The sequence below is a fragment of the Neobacillus sp. KR4-4 genome (assembly GCF_042136325.1).
In the GTDB taxonomy this organism is placed as follows: domain Bacteria; phylum Bacillota; class Bacilli; order Bacillales; family Cytobacillaceae; genus Neobacillus.
This window is the reverse complement of record NZ_JBHHJU010000023.1, coordinates 15909-30937: the sequence shown is the minus strand read 5'-3', so window position 1 is coordinate 30937 and position 15029 is coordinate 15909. Positions and strand designations below refer to the sequence as shown.

Genomic DNA, 15029 nt, shown 5'->3' with positions numbered 1-15029 from the left:
GAGGGATTTCTTTTTACGCTACCTTTATTGCTTTCCCAAACGGAACTCTTGGCAATATAGAACCAGGTACAAGCCAAATCATTTCATAGCTAACATCTTCAATATCTTCAGAAATAAAGCCAGTTACATCCGTAATGTAAAACAGTGTATCAATATTCTCTTCTTTTGCCCACTCAAGTACCAAAGTATATGAAGATTTCCCATGTGTATGGTATTTAATTGTATCACTTTTAATGGGGGTGGTACTTCTAATTTTAAAATCTGCTTGGACTAATATGGTATCCGGTTTAACTTGTTCAAACAGTTTTACTATGTTATTGATTAAAATGCTTGGGGCTTCATTCGTAGAAGTGTCAACAGCCAGTGCTACCTTTTTATCCTGACGCTGTTGAATCATTGATAGTATCGTTTTGTGCCATTTCAACACAACCAACTCCTTTGGAATGAATAAGTGAACCATCTTATTTTGGTTTAATAACAAGGTGGTTATGATTGGATAATAGCGGTAATCAGTAAGAAGGTGCAGGATAAGAAAATGGCCTTCTTGGTCTGCCCTAAATGTGCTTATACTTATTTATTCCTTGTTTTCATTTAGCTCATCAATCAGCTGCTTGGTTCGTTTTGCATTTCCTTCTGCGAAATTCTCGAGACGTTCCTTTAGCTCATCATCATCATGAATTCGCTCTGCGGTTATTAGATAGGTCCGCATTAAATCTTCTTCTGTTTCAATTGCCTCAACAAGAACGTCTTTTAGTACTTCCTTTTCTTCATTCTTACCATTTAACATATTAAACCCCATTTGAAAAACCTCCTTTTCACCTTTATCGTTCTCCTTTCTATTTCGAGATATCCAACTGATAAATAATAACTTAAACTTGCCACACACAATTAAATCGTGTAAGATTAAATCGTAGGCGACATATTTTCAAACAAATGAATCCTAATATTAAGGGGGAAGCTAAATGACAACAGTTTATGACTTTAATGTAAAAATGACAAATGGTAAGGAAAAATCAATAATGGATTATGAGGGTAAACCATTACTGATTGTGAATACTGCTAGCAAATGTGGTTTGACACCCCAATTCAAAGGACTTCAGGAATTATATGAAAAATATAAAGAGGATGGTTTGGAGATTTTAGGCTTTCCATGTGACCAATTCAACAATCAAGAATTCGCCGACATTGAAGAAACCACCCAGTTTTGTCAACTAAATTACGGTGTAACGTTTCCAATATTTGCGAAAATTGATGTTAATGGCGCTAATGCCGATCCGCTATTTACTTATTTAAAAAGCCAGAAGCCGGGTACACTTACTAAAAATATTAAATGGAATTTCACAAAATTTTTAGTCGATCCTAATGGTCAGGTAATTGAGCGCTATGCCCCTACGACTGAACCAAGCAAGATTGAGAAAGATATTAAAAAATTATTGTCATAATTATTTAAAGTAAGGTGATCAGCATGGAAGACTTCATGGTATTAAAAAACCAACTTTGCTTTGCTGTATACGAAACAGCAAGTGAATTCAATAAATTATATTCTAGTGCACTTCAGCCCTATAGCTTAACCTACCCTCAATACTTGGTTCTATTAGCATTATGGGAAAATGATGGTGTTTCGGTCAAAGACATAGGAGAAAAATTGAGTCTAGGGACTGGAACATTGACTCCAATGCTTACAAGAATGGAGGCAAATGGTTGGCTTCGAAAAGAACGTTCAACAGTAGATGAACGAAGGGTCTTTATTTACTTAGAAAAGAAAGCTTATGAAAAAAAGCAAGCTATAACAAATACAATCAGTGACAAAATACAATCCTGTCATATTGAACTCGAGGAATATAAACAATTGATGGAACGGCTGAATCAATTGCATAGTAAGTTGAAAATCGAGAACATTGCGAGTAATTAAAACCACATACAAAAAACAACACTCAATTTTAAAGTGTTGTTTTTTGTACTATTTCATCTGATTGAAGATATTTTCCGAAGGGATGTTCTTTCCCCTCCATCAAAAACTCAATTCTATTAATCTCTTTTTAGTGGGCCTAGAGTTTTACACTAAGACTGTTTTTGGCTTGTTTTTTGCAATTTCTGCTGCCACTTCAACAATCATATCCTCTTGACCGCCAACCACTTTACGCTTACCTAATTCTATTAAAATATCACGTGAATCAACACCAAATTTTGCTGCAGCCCGTTTTGCATGGAGCGCAAAGCTTGAGTATACACCCGCATATCCTAGAGTTAGGCTGTCCTTTGTAATTTCCTGTGGCACTTGTAAAATTGGAGCCACAATATCCTCGGCCAAGTCCATCATTTTATATAAATCTACTCCAGTTTTGATTCCCATCCGTTCACAAACTGCAACTAGTACTTCTGTTTGTGTATTTCCTGCACCAGCTCCTAAGCAGCGTACACTGCCGTCAATCCGGGTAGCACCCTCTTCAATGGCTGCAAGAGTGTTAGCCATCGCAAGAGATAGATTGTTATGACCATGGAAACCAACATTCACGCCAATTGATTGTTTAAGAGCACGAATACGTTCCCTGACTTGGTCAGGAAGTAAGTAACCCGCAGAGTCAACCACATAAACAGTATCTGCTCCATAGCTTTCCATAAGTTTTGCTTGTTCTACTAATTTCGCAACTGGCGCCATATGGTTCATCATTAAGAATCCAACTGTTTCCATTCCTAATTCTTTTGCATAGGCAATATGTTGTGGTGCTACATCGGCTTCTGTAACATGTGTTGCAATCCGTGCCATTTTAGCTCCTAAATTTGCGGCTTCTTTTAATTCATGCAGTGTACCGATTCCTGGCAAAAGAAGAACAGCAATTTTGGATTTATCTGCAACAGATACTGCAGCTTCGATTAATTCCATTTCGTTTGTACGAGAACGTCCATATTGTAACGAAGATCCTGCTAGTCCGTCACCATGTGATACTTCAATAAAAGGGACGTTTGCATCATTCAATGCTTTGGCAATATTAAGTACTTGATCAACTGTATATTGATGATTGATGGCATGGCTTCCATCGCGTAAGGCTACCTCTGTGATAAGAATATCTCTTTCATTTGTCATTATTATTTCCCCTTTCTACAGCTCAAACTGTTTCTTTCGTTAATAGTTTTTTAGCAAATGCTTCAGCAATTTTAACGCCTGCTGATGTCATGATATCTAAATTTCCTGCATATACAGGCAAGTAATCACCAGCACCTTCAACCTCTAGGAATATGGTAACCTTATTTCCCTCAAAAATAGGTTCCGTGCGAAGGCGATAACCAGGAACAAATGCTTGAACTACTTTTTCCATGTCAGCAATAGATTTTCTAATTGCCTCTTCATCCATTTTCCCTTCTTCTACAAGAGTGTAAACTGTATCACGCATCATAATTGGCGGTTCTGCAGGATTTAAAATCATGATTGCCTTCCCTTTTTTGGCACCGCCAACTTCTGCAATTGCACGAGAAGTTGTTTCTGTAAATTCATCGATATTGGCACGTGTTCCAGGGCCAGCACTCAAGCTAGCAATTGTCGCGACAATCTCTGCGTATTCTACAGGAGCCACGCGGTTTACTGCGTGAACCATTGGAATAGTGGCCTGACCGCCACAAGTAATCAAATTGATATTATCTTTATCTAAATGTTCATCAGTATTAACAGCAGCACATACATATGGACCAACTGCAGCAGGAGTCATATCAATGACTTTTATACCAGCCTCTTTTAATACCTTTGCATTGTAGAGATGCGCTTTGGCAGATGTGGCATCAAATACGATGTCAGCTTTTAAAGTTGGATCTGCAAGGAATCCATCAATTCCTGTATCAACCCCTGCATAACCTAATTCCCTTGCACGGCGTAAACCGTCTGATTGCGGGTCAATTCCAATTACTGCTGTTAACTCTAAAAATTCCGAGCGTCCCAGTTTAATCATTAAATCTGTACCAATGTTTCCTGAGCCAAGTACGGCAACTTTTACTTTTGACAAATTAATTCTCCTCCTAAAAAATATTGTATAAATTATTTCTATCTAGGTTTCTATAAGATGCTTTTACCTTGATAACCTAAACGATTTGAGATCTCAGCTGCAGCCCTTCTAATTCCAGCTATTACTTGTGGCAGCTTATGTTCATCAAGTCTCATTTTAGGTGCAGCACAGCTAATTGAAGCGATTACATTACCTTGATGATTAAAAATTGGAGCTGCAATACATTTCAACCCTAACTCAATTTCCTCATCATCAACCGCATAACCTTGCTCACGAATGGTATGTAACTGCTCTTTAATCTCATCGATATTTGTCATTGTGTGTTTCGTAAATGATTCCAAAGTGATTGATGATAAGATTCTATTTACCTCATTTTCGTTTAAATGAGCAAGGATTGACTTCCCTACCCCAGTACTATGGAAGGGAGCTCTTTTTCCAATTTGCGAATAAATAGTAAGGGCACTTTGTCCTTCTAACTTTTCAATGTAAATAATTTCATCTCGTTGTAAGGAAACTAAGTGAACGGTTTCATTTAGTTCATCGACTAACTCTCTAATTATTGGCTTTGCAACTTTCGCAATATCAAGATTTTTCCCGACAAAATTGCCAAGCTCAAATAGTTTGAGCCCCGGCTTATACTTTGAATCTTCAAGATTTTGTTGAAGATAACCTCTATGTTCTAAGGTCTTGATGATTCCGTGAACTGTACTTTTTGATAAATTTAAATGCTCACTAATCTCTTTGATACTTAGTTCTGGTTTAGTTACCAAAAATAATTCAATGATATCAGCAGCTCTTTCAACAGATTGAATTAAGCGTTCTGACACGTCCACCCTCCCCTCGTTCGACATTATCGAATGTCGTTCGTATTTATTAAGGATAATTTAATAGTAACTCTCGTTCATTATTCTGTCAATCTTTTAAATATTTAGTTAAAGGGTTTCATTTACCTTTGACATATTAAAAAAAGAGCCTGATTTCTAATAGAAATCAGGCTTTTTTACAGAATATCAAATTGTTTAAAACCAGTGGTATCCGAGATATAATCTAATGTTTTGTGATTGAAATAATGGCACTCAGCATTATCAATGATAAAATGGAGCCCATCCTTAGTAATTTCTGTATCATTAGACTGAATTGTTTCTTCCAATGTCACTTTTACTTTCATAAAACAACTTTTTCGCATTTGCAAGCGTATCAATTGATTTGAGCCAGCTACCGTTATTCTATCTTGTAGTTCGGCTTTTGCATTTTCAGTTAATCTAAACACGAAACCACCCCTGTCTTCCTTAAATACGGATGCACAAAAATAATGCTGCCCGTATAAAGGATAGCATTATCTTGTACTTCTAGTAAATTACCCGATTCATTAAGTACCACAATATGTTCGGTAAGGTTGGTTTGATTGCGCAGGGAGTTTACAGTATTCATCTTGTTCAGATGAATGCTCGTATGGGGTTGAAAGGACATCTAGCAGCTTCTCCATTACACTGTAGTCTTCTTGATCCACGGCAGCATCGAGTGCAGCTTCCACCCGGTGATTACGTGGTATTACTGCAGGATTGCTGTTACGCATTAACTGATGAGAATCAGCAATTGATTCCTGCTGTCTGCCAAGTCGTGCCTGCCATTGCTGAATCCACTCTTTAAATTCTGGTCTCTCCACCAAGAGCGTCTCATCCGGTCTTTCAATGGTTAAGGCTCTGAACGTGTTAGTATAATCTGCCTTATGCTTCTCCATTATTCTGAGGAGGTTTTCCACAATGGCTGCGTCCTCATCCTCTACATTAAATATCCCTAATTTTGCTCTCATCCCAGAAAGCCAATTGCTTTGATACAACTCCATATATTTTGAAATTTCATCCTGTGCTAGTTTGACAGCCTGTTCCTGATTATCATGCAGGAGCGGCAAAAGCGTTTCTGCAAATCGGGCGAGATTCCAACCGGCAATATACGGCTGATTGCCATAAGCATAGCGGCCTTGAGTATCAATGGAACTAAATACTGTTGCTGGGTCATACGTATCCATAAAGGCACAAGGCCCATAATCGATGGTTTCACCACTAATCGTCATGTTATCGGTATTCATGACACCATGGATGAAGCCTGCTAGCTGCCATTTAGCAACTAACGCTGCCTGTTGTTTAATCACCGCCTGGAGCAAGGCAAGATATCGATTCTCATCCGTTTCAACATCTGGATAGTGCCGATTCAGTGCATAATCAGCAAGCGCCCGAAGTTCTTCGACCGTTCCCCATTTCGCAGCAAATTGAAAAGTACCGACGCGAAGATGACTGGAGGCTATACGTGTCAAAACGGCACCAGGTAAGGTACTTTCGCGGTATACTGGCTCTCCTGTTGTCACAACTGCTAGACTACGGGTAGTTGGTATCCCAAGCGCATGCATGCTTTCGCTGATAATGTATTCGCGCAGCATCGGTCCGAGTGCCGCTCGACCATCTCCTCCGCGGGAGTACGGTGTCCTTCCTGGACCCTTGAGTTGAATATCAATTCGTTCCCCTTTTGGAGTTATTTGTTCTCCAAGCAAAATAGCCCGGCCATCGCCTAATTTCGTAAAATGCCCAAATTGATGTCCTGCATATGCTTGGGCAAGAGGCATTGCTCCGTCTGATATCTGGTTGCCCGCAAACATGGCAACGCCAGCTTCGCTTTCCAGTGCCAGCGCATTCAAACCTAAGTCAGCTGCCAGTGGACGGTTTAGTATAATCAACTCCGGTGATCGCACTGGTGTTGGTTCAGTCCTGGTAAAAAATATGTCAGGAAGCCGGGAATAACTGTTATCAAAGTTCCAGCCAATATCTACTTTTTCTGTTGCCATCGTATCCCCCTTTCATGTTTCTATTTATGTAATTTAAGATACCCTATATTTTAATGCCAATCCTTTTAAGAAATTCCGAGCGAATTTATCACCGCACTCTTTATAATTTTTATGTCCTTCTTTTCTTAATAAGGCTCCGAGTTCACCTTTTGTTACTGTTATTCCTGCATTTTCGAATATTTCGAGAAGATCATCAGTCGTTAATGCCAGCGCTATTTTAACTTTCTTCAGAAGAAGATTATTTACATTTGCGCTTTTCTTAATTGTCGGTTCGGGGGTATCCGGTTGTCCTGGTTTAGGCTCTTGTTTTCCTCTTTTATAAATGATTAGACCGTTTAAAAATGAATCAAACATACTGTTATTACATTTTATTTGATCGTCATATTCAGCCTCATCGTCTGATTTTGTGAGAACCTTTATCACCTCAGGAACGCTTACTTCCACACCGCCAAGTTTAAATATTTCTGCCATCTCTTTATTTTTTAACTCTAGTGCATATCTCAATCGAATCAGTATATCATTATTATCCATCTAAAATCCTCCTTTAAAGTTCTGTGTTCATATTCAAACAGTCATTTTCCAACTTGATAATGCCAGCCAGTTCTCTCGCTCCTCATAATCGGGTAGTATTTTACCAACAAGGCGCCAAAAGGACCGATCATGATTAAGATGGACCATATGGCACATTTCGTGAACAACTACATAATCAATTACCTGCTGTGGTGCCATCGCCAACTTCCAATTGAAGGTTAACTGCTTCCTTGAATCACAGGTCCCCCAATTGCTGTTATTATCTGAGATACGGATAGACCGTGGTTTGGTATTAAAATGTTTTTGATAAGAACGAATACTCCGCTCTACTAACTTTTTACATTCTTGATAATAAAATCGTTTTAAAGCTTGTTTTATTTTTGCATCCTCTAGTTGTTTAACATATATTTTTAACATATCCTCTTCAAACACTACATAGTCTTGTATGGTATTTATATCTTGAGTGATCTTAATTGGATATTCTTTTCCCAAATAAAGAAAGATTTCACCATGATCATAAATCTTTACTTTTTGCCCCAGAAGCCTATCCTTCATTTCCTTGGATTTTTGCTGGATCCAATCCCATTTTTCCTCTATCAATTGAAGTACTCGTTCATCAGTTGTTCCTCTAGGGGCCTGGACTTGAACATTGCCATATACATCTATAATAATGCCCAACGATTCACGTTTTGTATAAACTAACTCAAAACTCATGTTCTGACCTAAATAATTATGTATCATTTAATCACCTGCATTATGACAATAGGTAAATTCAACAGCAAAAAAATAAGAGTAGCAATAAAATTCCTACTCTAACCTTGAATTAGTGTATGCCAGATCGAGAGATTTGTCCATGAGAAGCCTCAATTCCAAGGAGAATTTAATTATTTATTTATTTTGTGTAAAATTACCCTTCAAGTATGGGACATTTTTCTTTTTTTAATGCAAAATCTCATCAATGGGCGAATTTTTAAGTCTAATGAGCGAATCTTGGGTTTTAATGAGCGAATTTTGACCTTTCTTGGGCGAATCTAGTGTTTCAATGGGCGAATTTATGAAGTAAAAATCTTTAAGAAAAACTCGATAATATAAGAACATAAATAAAGAAAGGCAGATGAATCCGCCTTTCTTCACTTGTTATTCAATTCATTCCATTGCTTAACTAGACGTTTCGGTGCTGCACGTAAATAGGCTTCTTGAATTAGATCGGTCAATTCGTCCCAATTTTCCTCAGCCGGATTCTGAATGGATACCCAGCCGTGTTGTCCGATATATGGGGTTTTGTAGTAATGCTCTTTCTGTAACAATAATTCTTGAGTTTCTCGATCTGACTTGAACGACAACCCGAAACCTTTTTTATTTTCACCTGAAATCACGAAGGATTTTCCATTGATTTTAAAAGTATTGTGACCAAATCCGTCGATGTGTTCAACAGCTTCTGGCAGTGAAAGACAGATTTTGCGCACAGTTTCAATAGTGTCAGCCGTATCTAGTGATTTCATCATTTTTATTCACCTATCACCAATCTATTTTGCATTTGCATCTGGTTGATGAATTCCGAATATATTTCCTTCAGTATCAATGTAGTATCCTTGCCACGCCATTCCAGGCAGAGCATATTTAGGCAAGGCAACTTTGCCGCCATTTTCAATAATTTTCGCTTCCGTGGAATCGTAGTTTTCCACTCCCATTGTGCATGCAAATCCATTTAGAGGTTGGTTTGGTACTGGTGGAGCGCTTTGACGCTGCATCAATGCACCATTGATTCCAGGCTCATCTTCATTGCCAGTCACAGCTCCAAAGTAAGGCATTCCTGCATAATCACTCCAATCCTGAAATGACCATCCGAATACCTCTCCGTAAAACTTCTTGGCCCGTACCATATCATCCACATGAATTTCGAAATGAACTAATCTCCCCATAATTACCTCCTAAGAGTCTTATATAACCTCTCTATTATAGGACAAGGTTGGAAAAATATTCAATTAATTGAAAAAACTTTTTCTTAGCTTGTGATTATAACACTACTTCTTTCTCCGAACTTAAGGCAGCTTCCTTTTTTCTAGAAAATAAATTGGCAAGTGCATCTGGAAGAGCCATCAAGGCTGGCACAAAAATAGGAAGCAGTATAAAGCAAAGGATAACTAGTCCTGAAATAACAGCTATGGCCAGCTCAGATAAAAGTACGATCCCAGCAGGCATTAGTGTAGCAAAGGTACCGCCAAGAATGATAACTGCTGCTATAATGACACCGCCTATTTGCCTGGAAGCCAGCACGATAGCCTCCTTGGCCGCCATATCAGGGTATTCCTTAAATCGCATCATTAAGAATATACTATAGTCTACTCCCAGAGCTACAATAATAATAAAGGAGAAGAATGGCACAAAGGATGAAATACCTTCAAGTCCCTGCAAATCTATGAAAATATAATTTATGATGAACATGGCTGCATAGTAAGCCCCGACTAGCGATGCCGTAATAAAAACGGGCGTCCAGAAAGATCTTATAACAAAGAATAGGACAAGCAATACTCCGATAATGACAATCGTTGTTGTTTTGTTTAAATCTCTAGTCAAAACATTATTCATATCGTTTGTGGTTGCACTTGGCCCGGATGTTCCACTCTTAGCATCTGAGAGAACAGTGCCTTTTAGTCCATCAGCAACCGTTTGATTAATTTGTTCAACAGTCTTTAAAGCCTTCTCAGAATATGGATCATCATTTAAAACAACCATAAACTTAGTAATTTTTCTATCTTTGGACATGAACGTATCAAATGATTTTTTAAAGTCCTTGTTTGTCAAAGCTTCCTTTGGAATAAAAAAGGTTTTATTTGTATTAAGCTGTGTTAAGTACCCATTTGTTTGCCCCAGACCATCCGAAATTTGCTCTAAACCGTTGTTGACATCTGACAGCTTTTCTCCAAAAACACTGAATCCGTTAAGTCCGTCTGCCAACTGCTGCTGCCCTGATTTCATCTGGCCCAGTCCATCAGTGACACTGTTCATATTCTTTACGATTGTACCAATCCCTGAAGACGCTTGATCAAGTCCAGATTCAAGTTTTTTCAGTCCATCTGCCATTTGCGATAAACCGCTGCTTATGGCCGTTAGATTTTTATTGGCTTTTCCAAAACCAGCCGTAACGGCATTATAATTAGCATTTAATGTTTGAATTCCCTCAGGTGTAATTTGACCTAATGAAGATGATAATTGATTGATTGTTTGCTTCAATGCTACATAATTAGCATCGTTTTGAGAACCTGCATAACTGCTGCCCAAGGCCGTTACCATGGATTCCATTTGCGACAGAGCACTTTTCATCCCAAGAAGAGCCTGTGCTGCATCTTGATAGTGATCACCCATCTCTTTATATCCAGCCTGCATCTTCCCATAATTTTCAGCGAGCAGTGCAACACCACCGCTCATCTTGGAGAGATTCGTTTCAATGGCAGCAATTCCGTTCGTGATCGTTTTCGAGTTCCTTGACCCATCATTTATCCCCGCTTGAATTTGCTTTAATCCATTGGTTAAGGCATTCATACCATCTTCAAGCTTTGCCGTACCATCCACCATTTGCCCCACTTTGGAAAAGTCCGCTGACCCGAATCCATCTTGTGCTTGTTTTAATCCATCATGGATTTGGTCTACACCATCTTGAGTTTGGGATAAGCCATCCGTAACAGACACCATTTGACTGTCCACGTAAAAATCGTTTATTGGCTTACCTTGAGGCTGTGTTATGGAAGAAACCTGCTTCACTCCCTTAATACTCTTCAATCTTTCCGTTATATTATCAATGACTGAAAGTGATTCATTGTTATCAAGTGCTTTGCCAGTATCAATGACTACAGTTGCAGGCATAGCCTGACCTTTACCAAAATGTTCCGCAACCAAATTAATAGCTTTTGATGAAGGATACTTATTTCCAAGTTCCCCTATGGTATCAAAGTTAAGCTTTTCCTGATGTAAAAATATCATTGGTCCTAACATTAATAGTATGATTACCGTGGATATTATCGGATGCTTTACAGCAAAGGAAGATGTTTTTCCCCAGAACTTGTTTTCCTTATGACCATTTACACTTTTGGATGGCCAGAATAGCTTTTTACCTAGGACCTTCATAACAAATGGTGTTAGGGTCAATATTTCAAGCAATAATATGGTTACCCCGATGACAACCACTACACCAGATCGATAGATTGGAGATTCTGCAAAAATGAGAGCAAGGAACGCAATAAATACAGTCAGTATGCTGTACGCAATAGTTTTACCTGCTGTTTTATATGTGTTTACGATTGATTCATCTATAGTGTGGCCATGGGATAGTTCTTCCTTAAATCGATTAAAAAGAAGAATGTTATAATCCGTACCAATCCCAAATAGGATAAGGACCAGGAGCATTTGGGTAAGACTAGTTATTGGAAATCCTGCTTTATCAATTAATTGAGCTGCAATTCCCATGGAACAAAGATAGGAAAAAGCTACAGCCACTAAGGAGATTAAAGGTGTAACAACTGACCTGAATGCCAGGATAAGGACGACCAAAATAAAGATAACTGTTAATGCAGCACTTTTTTCGACACCTGCTTGAGAAGCCTTCAGATAATCATTATTAATAAAGTCTTCACCGCTCAGATAGTATTACCGGTACTTTATCCAGTTTACTTTCAAACTGTTTTTCGATATCATCAATTTCTCGTCCTTTTTTATCAAGCTTAAAACTCACCATGAGTGTAGTTCCATCTTTAGATACTAATGAACTTTTTGCTTCGGGGATACTGAAGGGATCCATGATATCTGCAATTCCAAGCTCTTGGCTGCTATTGGTAATGGATGTTACAGCCTCACCAATTTTCTTCATTTCATTATCTGATATTTTATTTTTATCATAAAAAACGATAAGGTTATTAACCCCTTCTGTTGTATCCATCTTTTTCAAGATAGTATCTGCCATTACTGAAGGGCTGTCACCGCTTGTTCCTTGCTGCCCCTTTTGCCGCAGTATGGCATTGATGTCTGGTTGAATGACTGTAAGCACGATTGTCGCAATCAGCCAAATTGAAAATATTGCCCAGCGGCCTTTAATAATCTTTCTCACCTTGAATCCTCCATCATTCTATTTAGTTTTTTCAGGAAAGTACAAAACATCAAAGAATTTATGATTATCCATTCCTTCAGCCTCCATTTTTTCCTTCACAGCTGATACCAATAATTCCATGCCTTTTTCAACCATTTTCTGTTCATCAGGGTTTAACAGACTTAATACATCTACCAATGACTTATTTGCGATTTCCGAAATGTTCTCATTAATCCCATTTGATAATTCGTTCGAAAGTGAAATTTCCACTGAACGTTTATCTTTAGGGTTAGGAGTTTTCACTAGAAATCCTTTGGAAGTAAGTCGATCAACAATATCTGAAACCGTACTTTGGGTCATCTTAAGATTTTGAGAAAGATGTTTAATACTGATTTTTTTATGGGCAAACACTTCTCCAATTACCCTTGCTTGGGGAATTGTGACCCCCCGTTCTTCGGAATGTTTTTGCAGACTTTTCATTATATAACTTTGCAATAAATCAATAGATTCACGAATAAAATCGGCATTATCATCCATACACTAACCACCTTATAAAAAAATAGCACACGATACATCCCATAAGATACATCGTGTACTATTTATCGTAGATTCATATATCAAATTTGTCAACGGTAAGGTGTTCTTGCCCAAAACAACATAAAAAAAGCTTGCTAATTTTCTTGTTTCACTGATGTCCCAATTTTTTATAATTATTTCCATATAGAAATAACTCATATCTTGCCTCCAAGTTCGGTTGTATAATATACTTTTACCCATTGTTTACCCCCAAGTAATATAATTCCATACCTTTATTTCATTAGAAGGGGACAGATTCAATTTAGCCCCAAAGATAGAATCACATTATTCACAAGAATAACAATCAAGATAGAAAAAACAGCTAAAGTCTAGTAAAATATCCACATGTGATATTAGATAAGGGGTTAGAAAAATGAGCGTATTAAACGTAAAAAATTTAAGTCACGGTTTCGGTGATCGTGCGATTTTTAATGATGTGTCTTTTCGACTTTTAAAAGGAGAGCACGTTGGACTAGTTGGGGCAAATGGTGAGGGTAAGTCTACTTTCATGAATATTGTTACTGGAAAGTTGCAACCCGACGAGGGAAAAGTTGAGTGGTCACGAAAAGTTCGTGTTGGTTATTTGGATCAGCATGCCGTACTTCAAAAAGGTACAACGATGCGTGATGCTTTGAGTACTGCTTTTCAATATCTTTTTGATGCTGAAGCAGAGATCAACGAACTTTATGCAAAAATGGGTGATGAAGGTGCTGATATCGATGCATTACTTGCAGAGGTTGGAGAGCTCCAAGAAACTTTAGATAGTAATGATTTCTATCAAATTAATTCAAAAGTTGAGGAAGTTGCCCGTGGTCTAGGATTAGATGATGTTGGACTCGATCGAGATGTTGATGATCTTAGCGGTGGGCAGCGTACGAAGGTTTTGCTAGCTAAGCTTTTGCTAGAAAAGCCTGAAATCCTATTACTAGACGAGCCTACGAACTATTTGGATGAACAGCATATCGAATGGTTGAAGCGTTATTTACAGGAATATGAGAATGCATTTATCTTGATTTCACATGATATTCCATTCTTGAACAATGTGGTTAACTTGATCTATCACATGGAAAACCAAGAGTTGAATCGCTATGTTGGTGACTATGATAACTTCTTAAAAATTCATGAAATGAAGAAGCAACAGCTAGAGTCTGCTTACAAGCGCCAACAACAAGAAATTGCTGATTTAAAGGATTTCGTTGCTCGTAACAAGGCAAGTGTTGCCACTCGTAATATGGCGATGTCTCGTCAGAAGAAGCTCGACAAAATGGAAGTTATTGAATTGGGGAGAGAGAAGCCGAAACCAGAGTTTAACTTCAAAGAAGCTCGTGCAGCTAGTCGTTATATTTTCACAGCTGAAGATCTTGTTATTGGTTACAATGAACCACTTTCTCGCCCTCTGAATTTGAAAATGGAACGCGGACAAAAAATTGCCTTCGTGGGTGCAAACGGTATTGGTAAGTCTACTCTTTTAAAAAGTATTCTTGGGTTGATTGATCCGCTGGAGGGTAAAGTGGAACGTGGTGAGTATCAACACATCGGCTACTTCGAGCAGGAAGTTAAACAGTCCAACTACAACACCTGTATTGAAGAGATTTGGAGCGAGTTCCCAAGTATGAATCAGGCTGAAGTCCGTGCTGCTCTTGCAAAATGTGGATTAACGACGAAACATATTGAAAGTAAAGTCGAAGTCCTTTCCGGTGGCGAAAAAGCCAAAGTTCGATTGTGTAAAATTATTAACACAGAAACGAATCTATTAATTCTAGACGAACCTACCAATCACTTGGATGTGGACGCAAAAGAAGAATTGAAGCGTGCTTTAAAGGCATATCGCGGAAGTATCTTGATGGTATCCCACGAACCAGATTTCTATCGTGAAATTGCGACCGATATTTGGAATTGTGAGGATTGGACTACAAAAGTGTTTTAAATAAAGCTTAAGGGGCACCCAATGAATAAAAATTCACTTGGGTGCCCCTTTTTATTGCTTTTTGTTCTGTTACCTAAAGAT

At 38.2% G+C, this 15029-nt stretch carries 17 protein-coding genes; 3 read left to right on the top strand and 14 right to left on the bottom strand.

Features of this window, described 5'->3' with window-relative positions; genetic code table 11:
- Window positions 1-13: 13 nt before the first annotated feature.
- Window positions 14-424, bottom strand: coding sequence for a VWA-like domain-containing protein (locus ACE198_RS20165; RefSeq protein ID WP_098576267.1), 411 nt, complete (start codon window positions 422-424; stop codon window positions 14-16).
- Window positions 425-574: 150 nt separating this feature from the next.
- Window positions 575-799: a hypothetical protein gene (locus tag ACE198_RS20160; protein WP_098576268.1), complete on the bottom strand. Its 225-nt coding sequence runs from the start codon at window positions 797-799 to the stop codon at window positions 575-577.
- A 163-nt stretch (window positions 800-962) separates the two neighbouring features.
- Here ACE198_RS20160 and ACE198_RS20155 point away from each other — a divergent pair, with 163 nt between their 5' ends.
- Together ACE198_RS20155 and ACE198_RS20150 are read left to right on the top strand one after the other, a co-directional pair.
- Window positions 963-1442, top strand: coding sequence for a glutathione peroxidase (locus ACE198_RS20155; RefSeq protein ID WP_251459119.1), 480 nt, complete (start codon window positions 963-965; stop codon window positions 1440-1442).
- Between the two features lie 23 nt (window positions 1443-1465).
- Window positions 1466-1912 carry a MarR family winged helix-turn-helix transcriptional regulator gene (locus ACE198_RS20150; protein ID WP_375376828.1) on the top strand — a complete coding sequence of 149 codons (447 nt, stop codon included), beginning with the start codon at window positions 1466-1468 and terminating at the stop codon, window positions 1910-1912.
- Between the two features lie 144 nt (window positions 1913-2056).
- Here ACE198_RS20150 and dmpG read toward each other — a convergent pair whose 3' ends face one another.
- From dmpG to ACE198_RS20090, 12 genes are all read right to left on the bottom strand, one after another.
- The gene (gene dmpG, locus ACE198_RS20145) at window positions 2057-3085 is read right to left on the bottom strand and encodes a 4-hydroxy-2-oxovalerate aldolase (protein WP_375376827.1); all 1029 of its coding nucleotides are present in this window, start codon (window positions 3083-3085) and stop codon (window positions 2057-2059) included.
- Window positions 3086-3107: 22 nt separating this feature from the next.
- Entirely contained in the window at window positions 3108-3995 is an 888-nt protein-coding gene (locus ACE198_RS20140; RefSeq protein ID WP_251459123.1) for an acetaldehyde dehydrogenase (acetylating), read from the bottom strand.
- A 50-nt stretch (window positions 3996-4045) separates the two neighbouring features.
- Window positions 4046-4822: an IclR family transcriptional regulator gene (locus ACE198_RS20135; RefSeq protein WP_375376826.1), complete on the bottom strand. Its 777-nt coding sequence runs from the start codon at window positions 4820-4822 to the stop codon at window positions 4046-4048.
- A 173-nt stretch (window positions 4823-4995) separates the two neighbouring features.
- The gene (locus tag ACE198_RS20130; protein WP_251459127.1) at window positions 4996-5265 is read right to left on the bottom strand and encodes an iron-sulfur cluster biosynthesis family protein; all 270 of its coding nucleotides are present in this window, start codon (window positions 5263-5265) and stop codon (window positions 4996-4998) included.
- 99 nt (window positions 5266-5364) lie between these two features.
- Window positions 5365-6834, bottom strand: a complete 1470-nt coding sequence (locus ACE198_RS20125) for a protein adenylyltransferase SelO (RefSeq protein WP_375376825.1) — start codon at window positions 6832-6834, stop codon at window positions 5365-5367.
- A gap of 33 nt (window positions 6835-6867) precedes the next feature.
- Window positions 6868-7365, bottom strand: coding sequence for a YehS family protein (locus ACE198_RS20120; RefSeq protein WP_375376824.1), 498 nt, complete (start codon window positions 7363-7365; stop codon window positions 6868-6870).
- 33 nt (window positions 7366-7398) lie between these two features.
- Complete coding sequence (locus ACE198_RS20115) at window positions 7399-8106, bottom strand: M48 family metallopeptidase (RefSeq protein WP_375376823.1); 708 nt, start codon at window positions 8104-8106, stop codon at window positions 7399-7401.
- 389 nt (window positions 8107-8495) lie between these two features.
- The gene (locus tag ACE198_RS20110) at window positions 8496-8870 is read right to left on the bottom strand and encodes an MmcQ/YjbR family DNA-binding protein (RefSeq protein WP_375376822.1); all 375 of its coding nucleotides are present in this window, start codon (window positions 8868-8870) and stop codon (window positions 8496-8498) included.
- Between the two features lie 21 nt (window positions 8871-8891).
- Entirely contained in the window at window positions 8892-9287 is a 396-nt protein-coding gene (locus ACE198_RS20105; RefSeq protein ID WP_375376821.1) for a VOC family protein, read from the bottom strand.
- Window positions 9288-9381: 94 nt separating this feature from the next.
- Window positions 9382-11970 (bottom strand): MMPL family transporter, encoded by a 2589-nt coding sequence (locus ACE198_RS20100; RefSeq protein WP_375376840.1) that lies wholly within the window; start codon window positions 11968-11970, stop codon window positions 9382-9384.
- A gap of 22 nt (window positions 11971-11992) precedes the next feature.
- Window positions 11993-12466, bottom strand: coding sequence for an MMPL family transporter (locus tag ACE198_RS20095; protein WP_375376820.1), 474 nt, complete (start codon window positions 12464-12466; stop codon window positions 11993-11995).
- A gap of 18 nt (window positions 12467-12484) precedes the next feature.
- Window positions 12485-12982, bottom strand: a complete 498-nt coding sequence (locus ACE198_RS20090) for a MarR family winged helix-turn-helix transcriptional regulator (RefSeq protein WP_375376819.1) — start codon at window positions 12980-12982, stop codon at window positions 12485-12487.
- Window positions 12983-13394: 412 nt separating this feature from the next.
- On the opposite strand from ACE198_RS20090, the gene ACE198_RS20085 reads away from it, so the two are divergent.
- Entirely contained in the window at window positions 13395-14948 is a 1554-nt protein-coding gene (locus ACE198_RS20085) for an ABC-F family ATP-binding cassette domain-containing protein (protein WP_251459149.1), read from the top strand.
- Window positions 14949-15029 lie beyond the last annotated feature (81 nt).

What these genes read in the sequence shown, in the direction of transcription:
- ACE198_RS20160 (WP_098576268.1), bottom strand. Translation starts at nt 799, where the DNA reads ATGGGGTTTAATATGTTAAATGGTAAGAATGAAGAAAAGGAAGTACTA.
- ACE198_RS20125 (WP_375376825.1), bottom strand. Translation starts at nt 6,834, where the DNA reads ATGGCAACAGAAAAAGTAGATATTGGCTGGAACTTTGATAACAGTTAT.
- ACE198_RS20105 (WP_375376821.1), bottom strand. Translation starts at nt 9,287, where the DNA reads ATGGGGAGATTAGTTCATTTCGAAATTCATGTGGATGATATGGTACGG.
- ACE198_RS20085 (WP_251459149.1), top strand. Translation starts at nt 13,395, where the DNA reads ATGAGCGTATTAAACGTAAAAAATTTAAGTCACGGTTTCGGTGATCGT.
- ACE198_RS20120 (WP_375376824.1), bottom strand. Translation starts at nt 7,365, where the DNA reads ATGGATAATAATGATATACTGATTCGATTGAGATATGCACTAGAGTTA.
- ACE198_RS20090 (WP_375376819.1), bottom strand. Translation starts at nt 12,982, where the DNA reads ATGGATGATAATGCCGATTTTATTCGTGAATCTATTGATTTATTGCAA.
- ACE198_RS20110 (WP_375376822.1), bottom strand. Translation starts at nt 8,870, where the DNA reads ATGATGAAATCACTAGATACGGCTGACACTATTGAAACTGTGCGCAAA.
- ACE198_RS20115 (WP_375376823.1), bottom strand. Translation starts at nt 8,106, where the DNA reads ATGATACATAATTATTTAGGTCAGAACATGAGTTTTGAGTTAGTTTAT.
- ACE198_RS20155 (WP_251459119.1), top strand. Translation starts at nt 963, where the DNA reads ATGACAACAGTTTATGACTTTAATGTAAAAATGACAAATGGTAAGGAA.
- ACE198_RS20150 (WP_375376828.1), top strand. Translation starts at nt 1,466, where the DNA reads ATGGAAGACTTCATGGTATTAAAAAACCAACTTTGCTTTGCTGTATAC.
- dmpG (WP_375376827.1), bottom strand. Translation starts at nt 3,085, where the DNA reads ATGACAAATGAAAGAGATATTCTTATCACAGAGGTAGCCTTACGCGAT.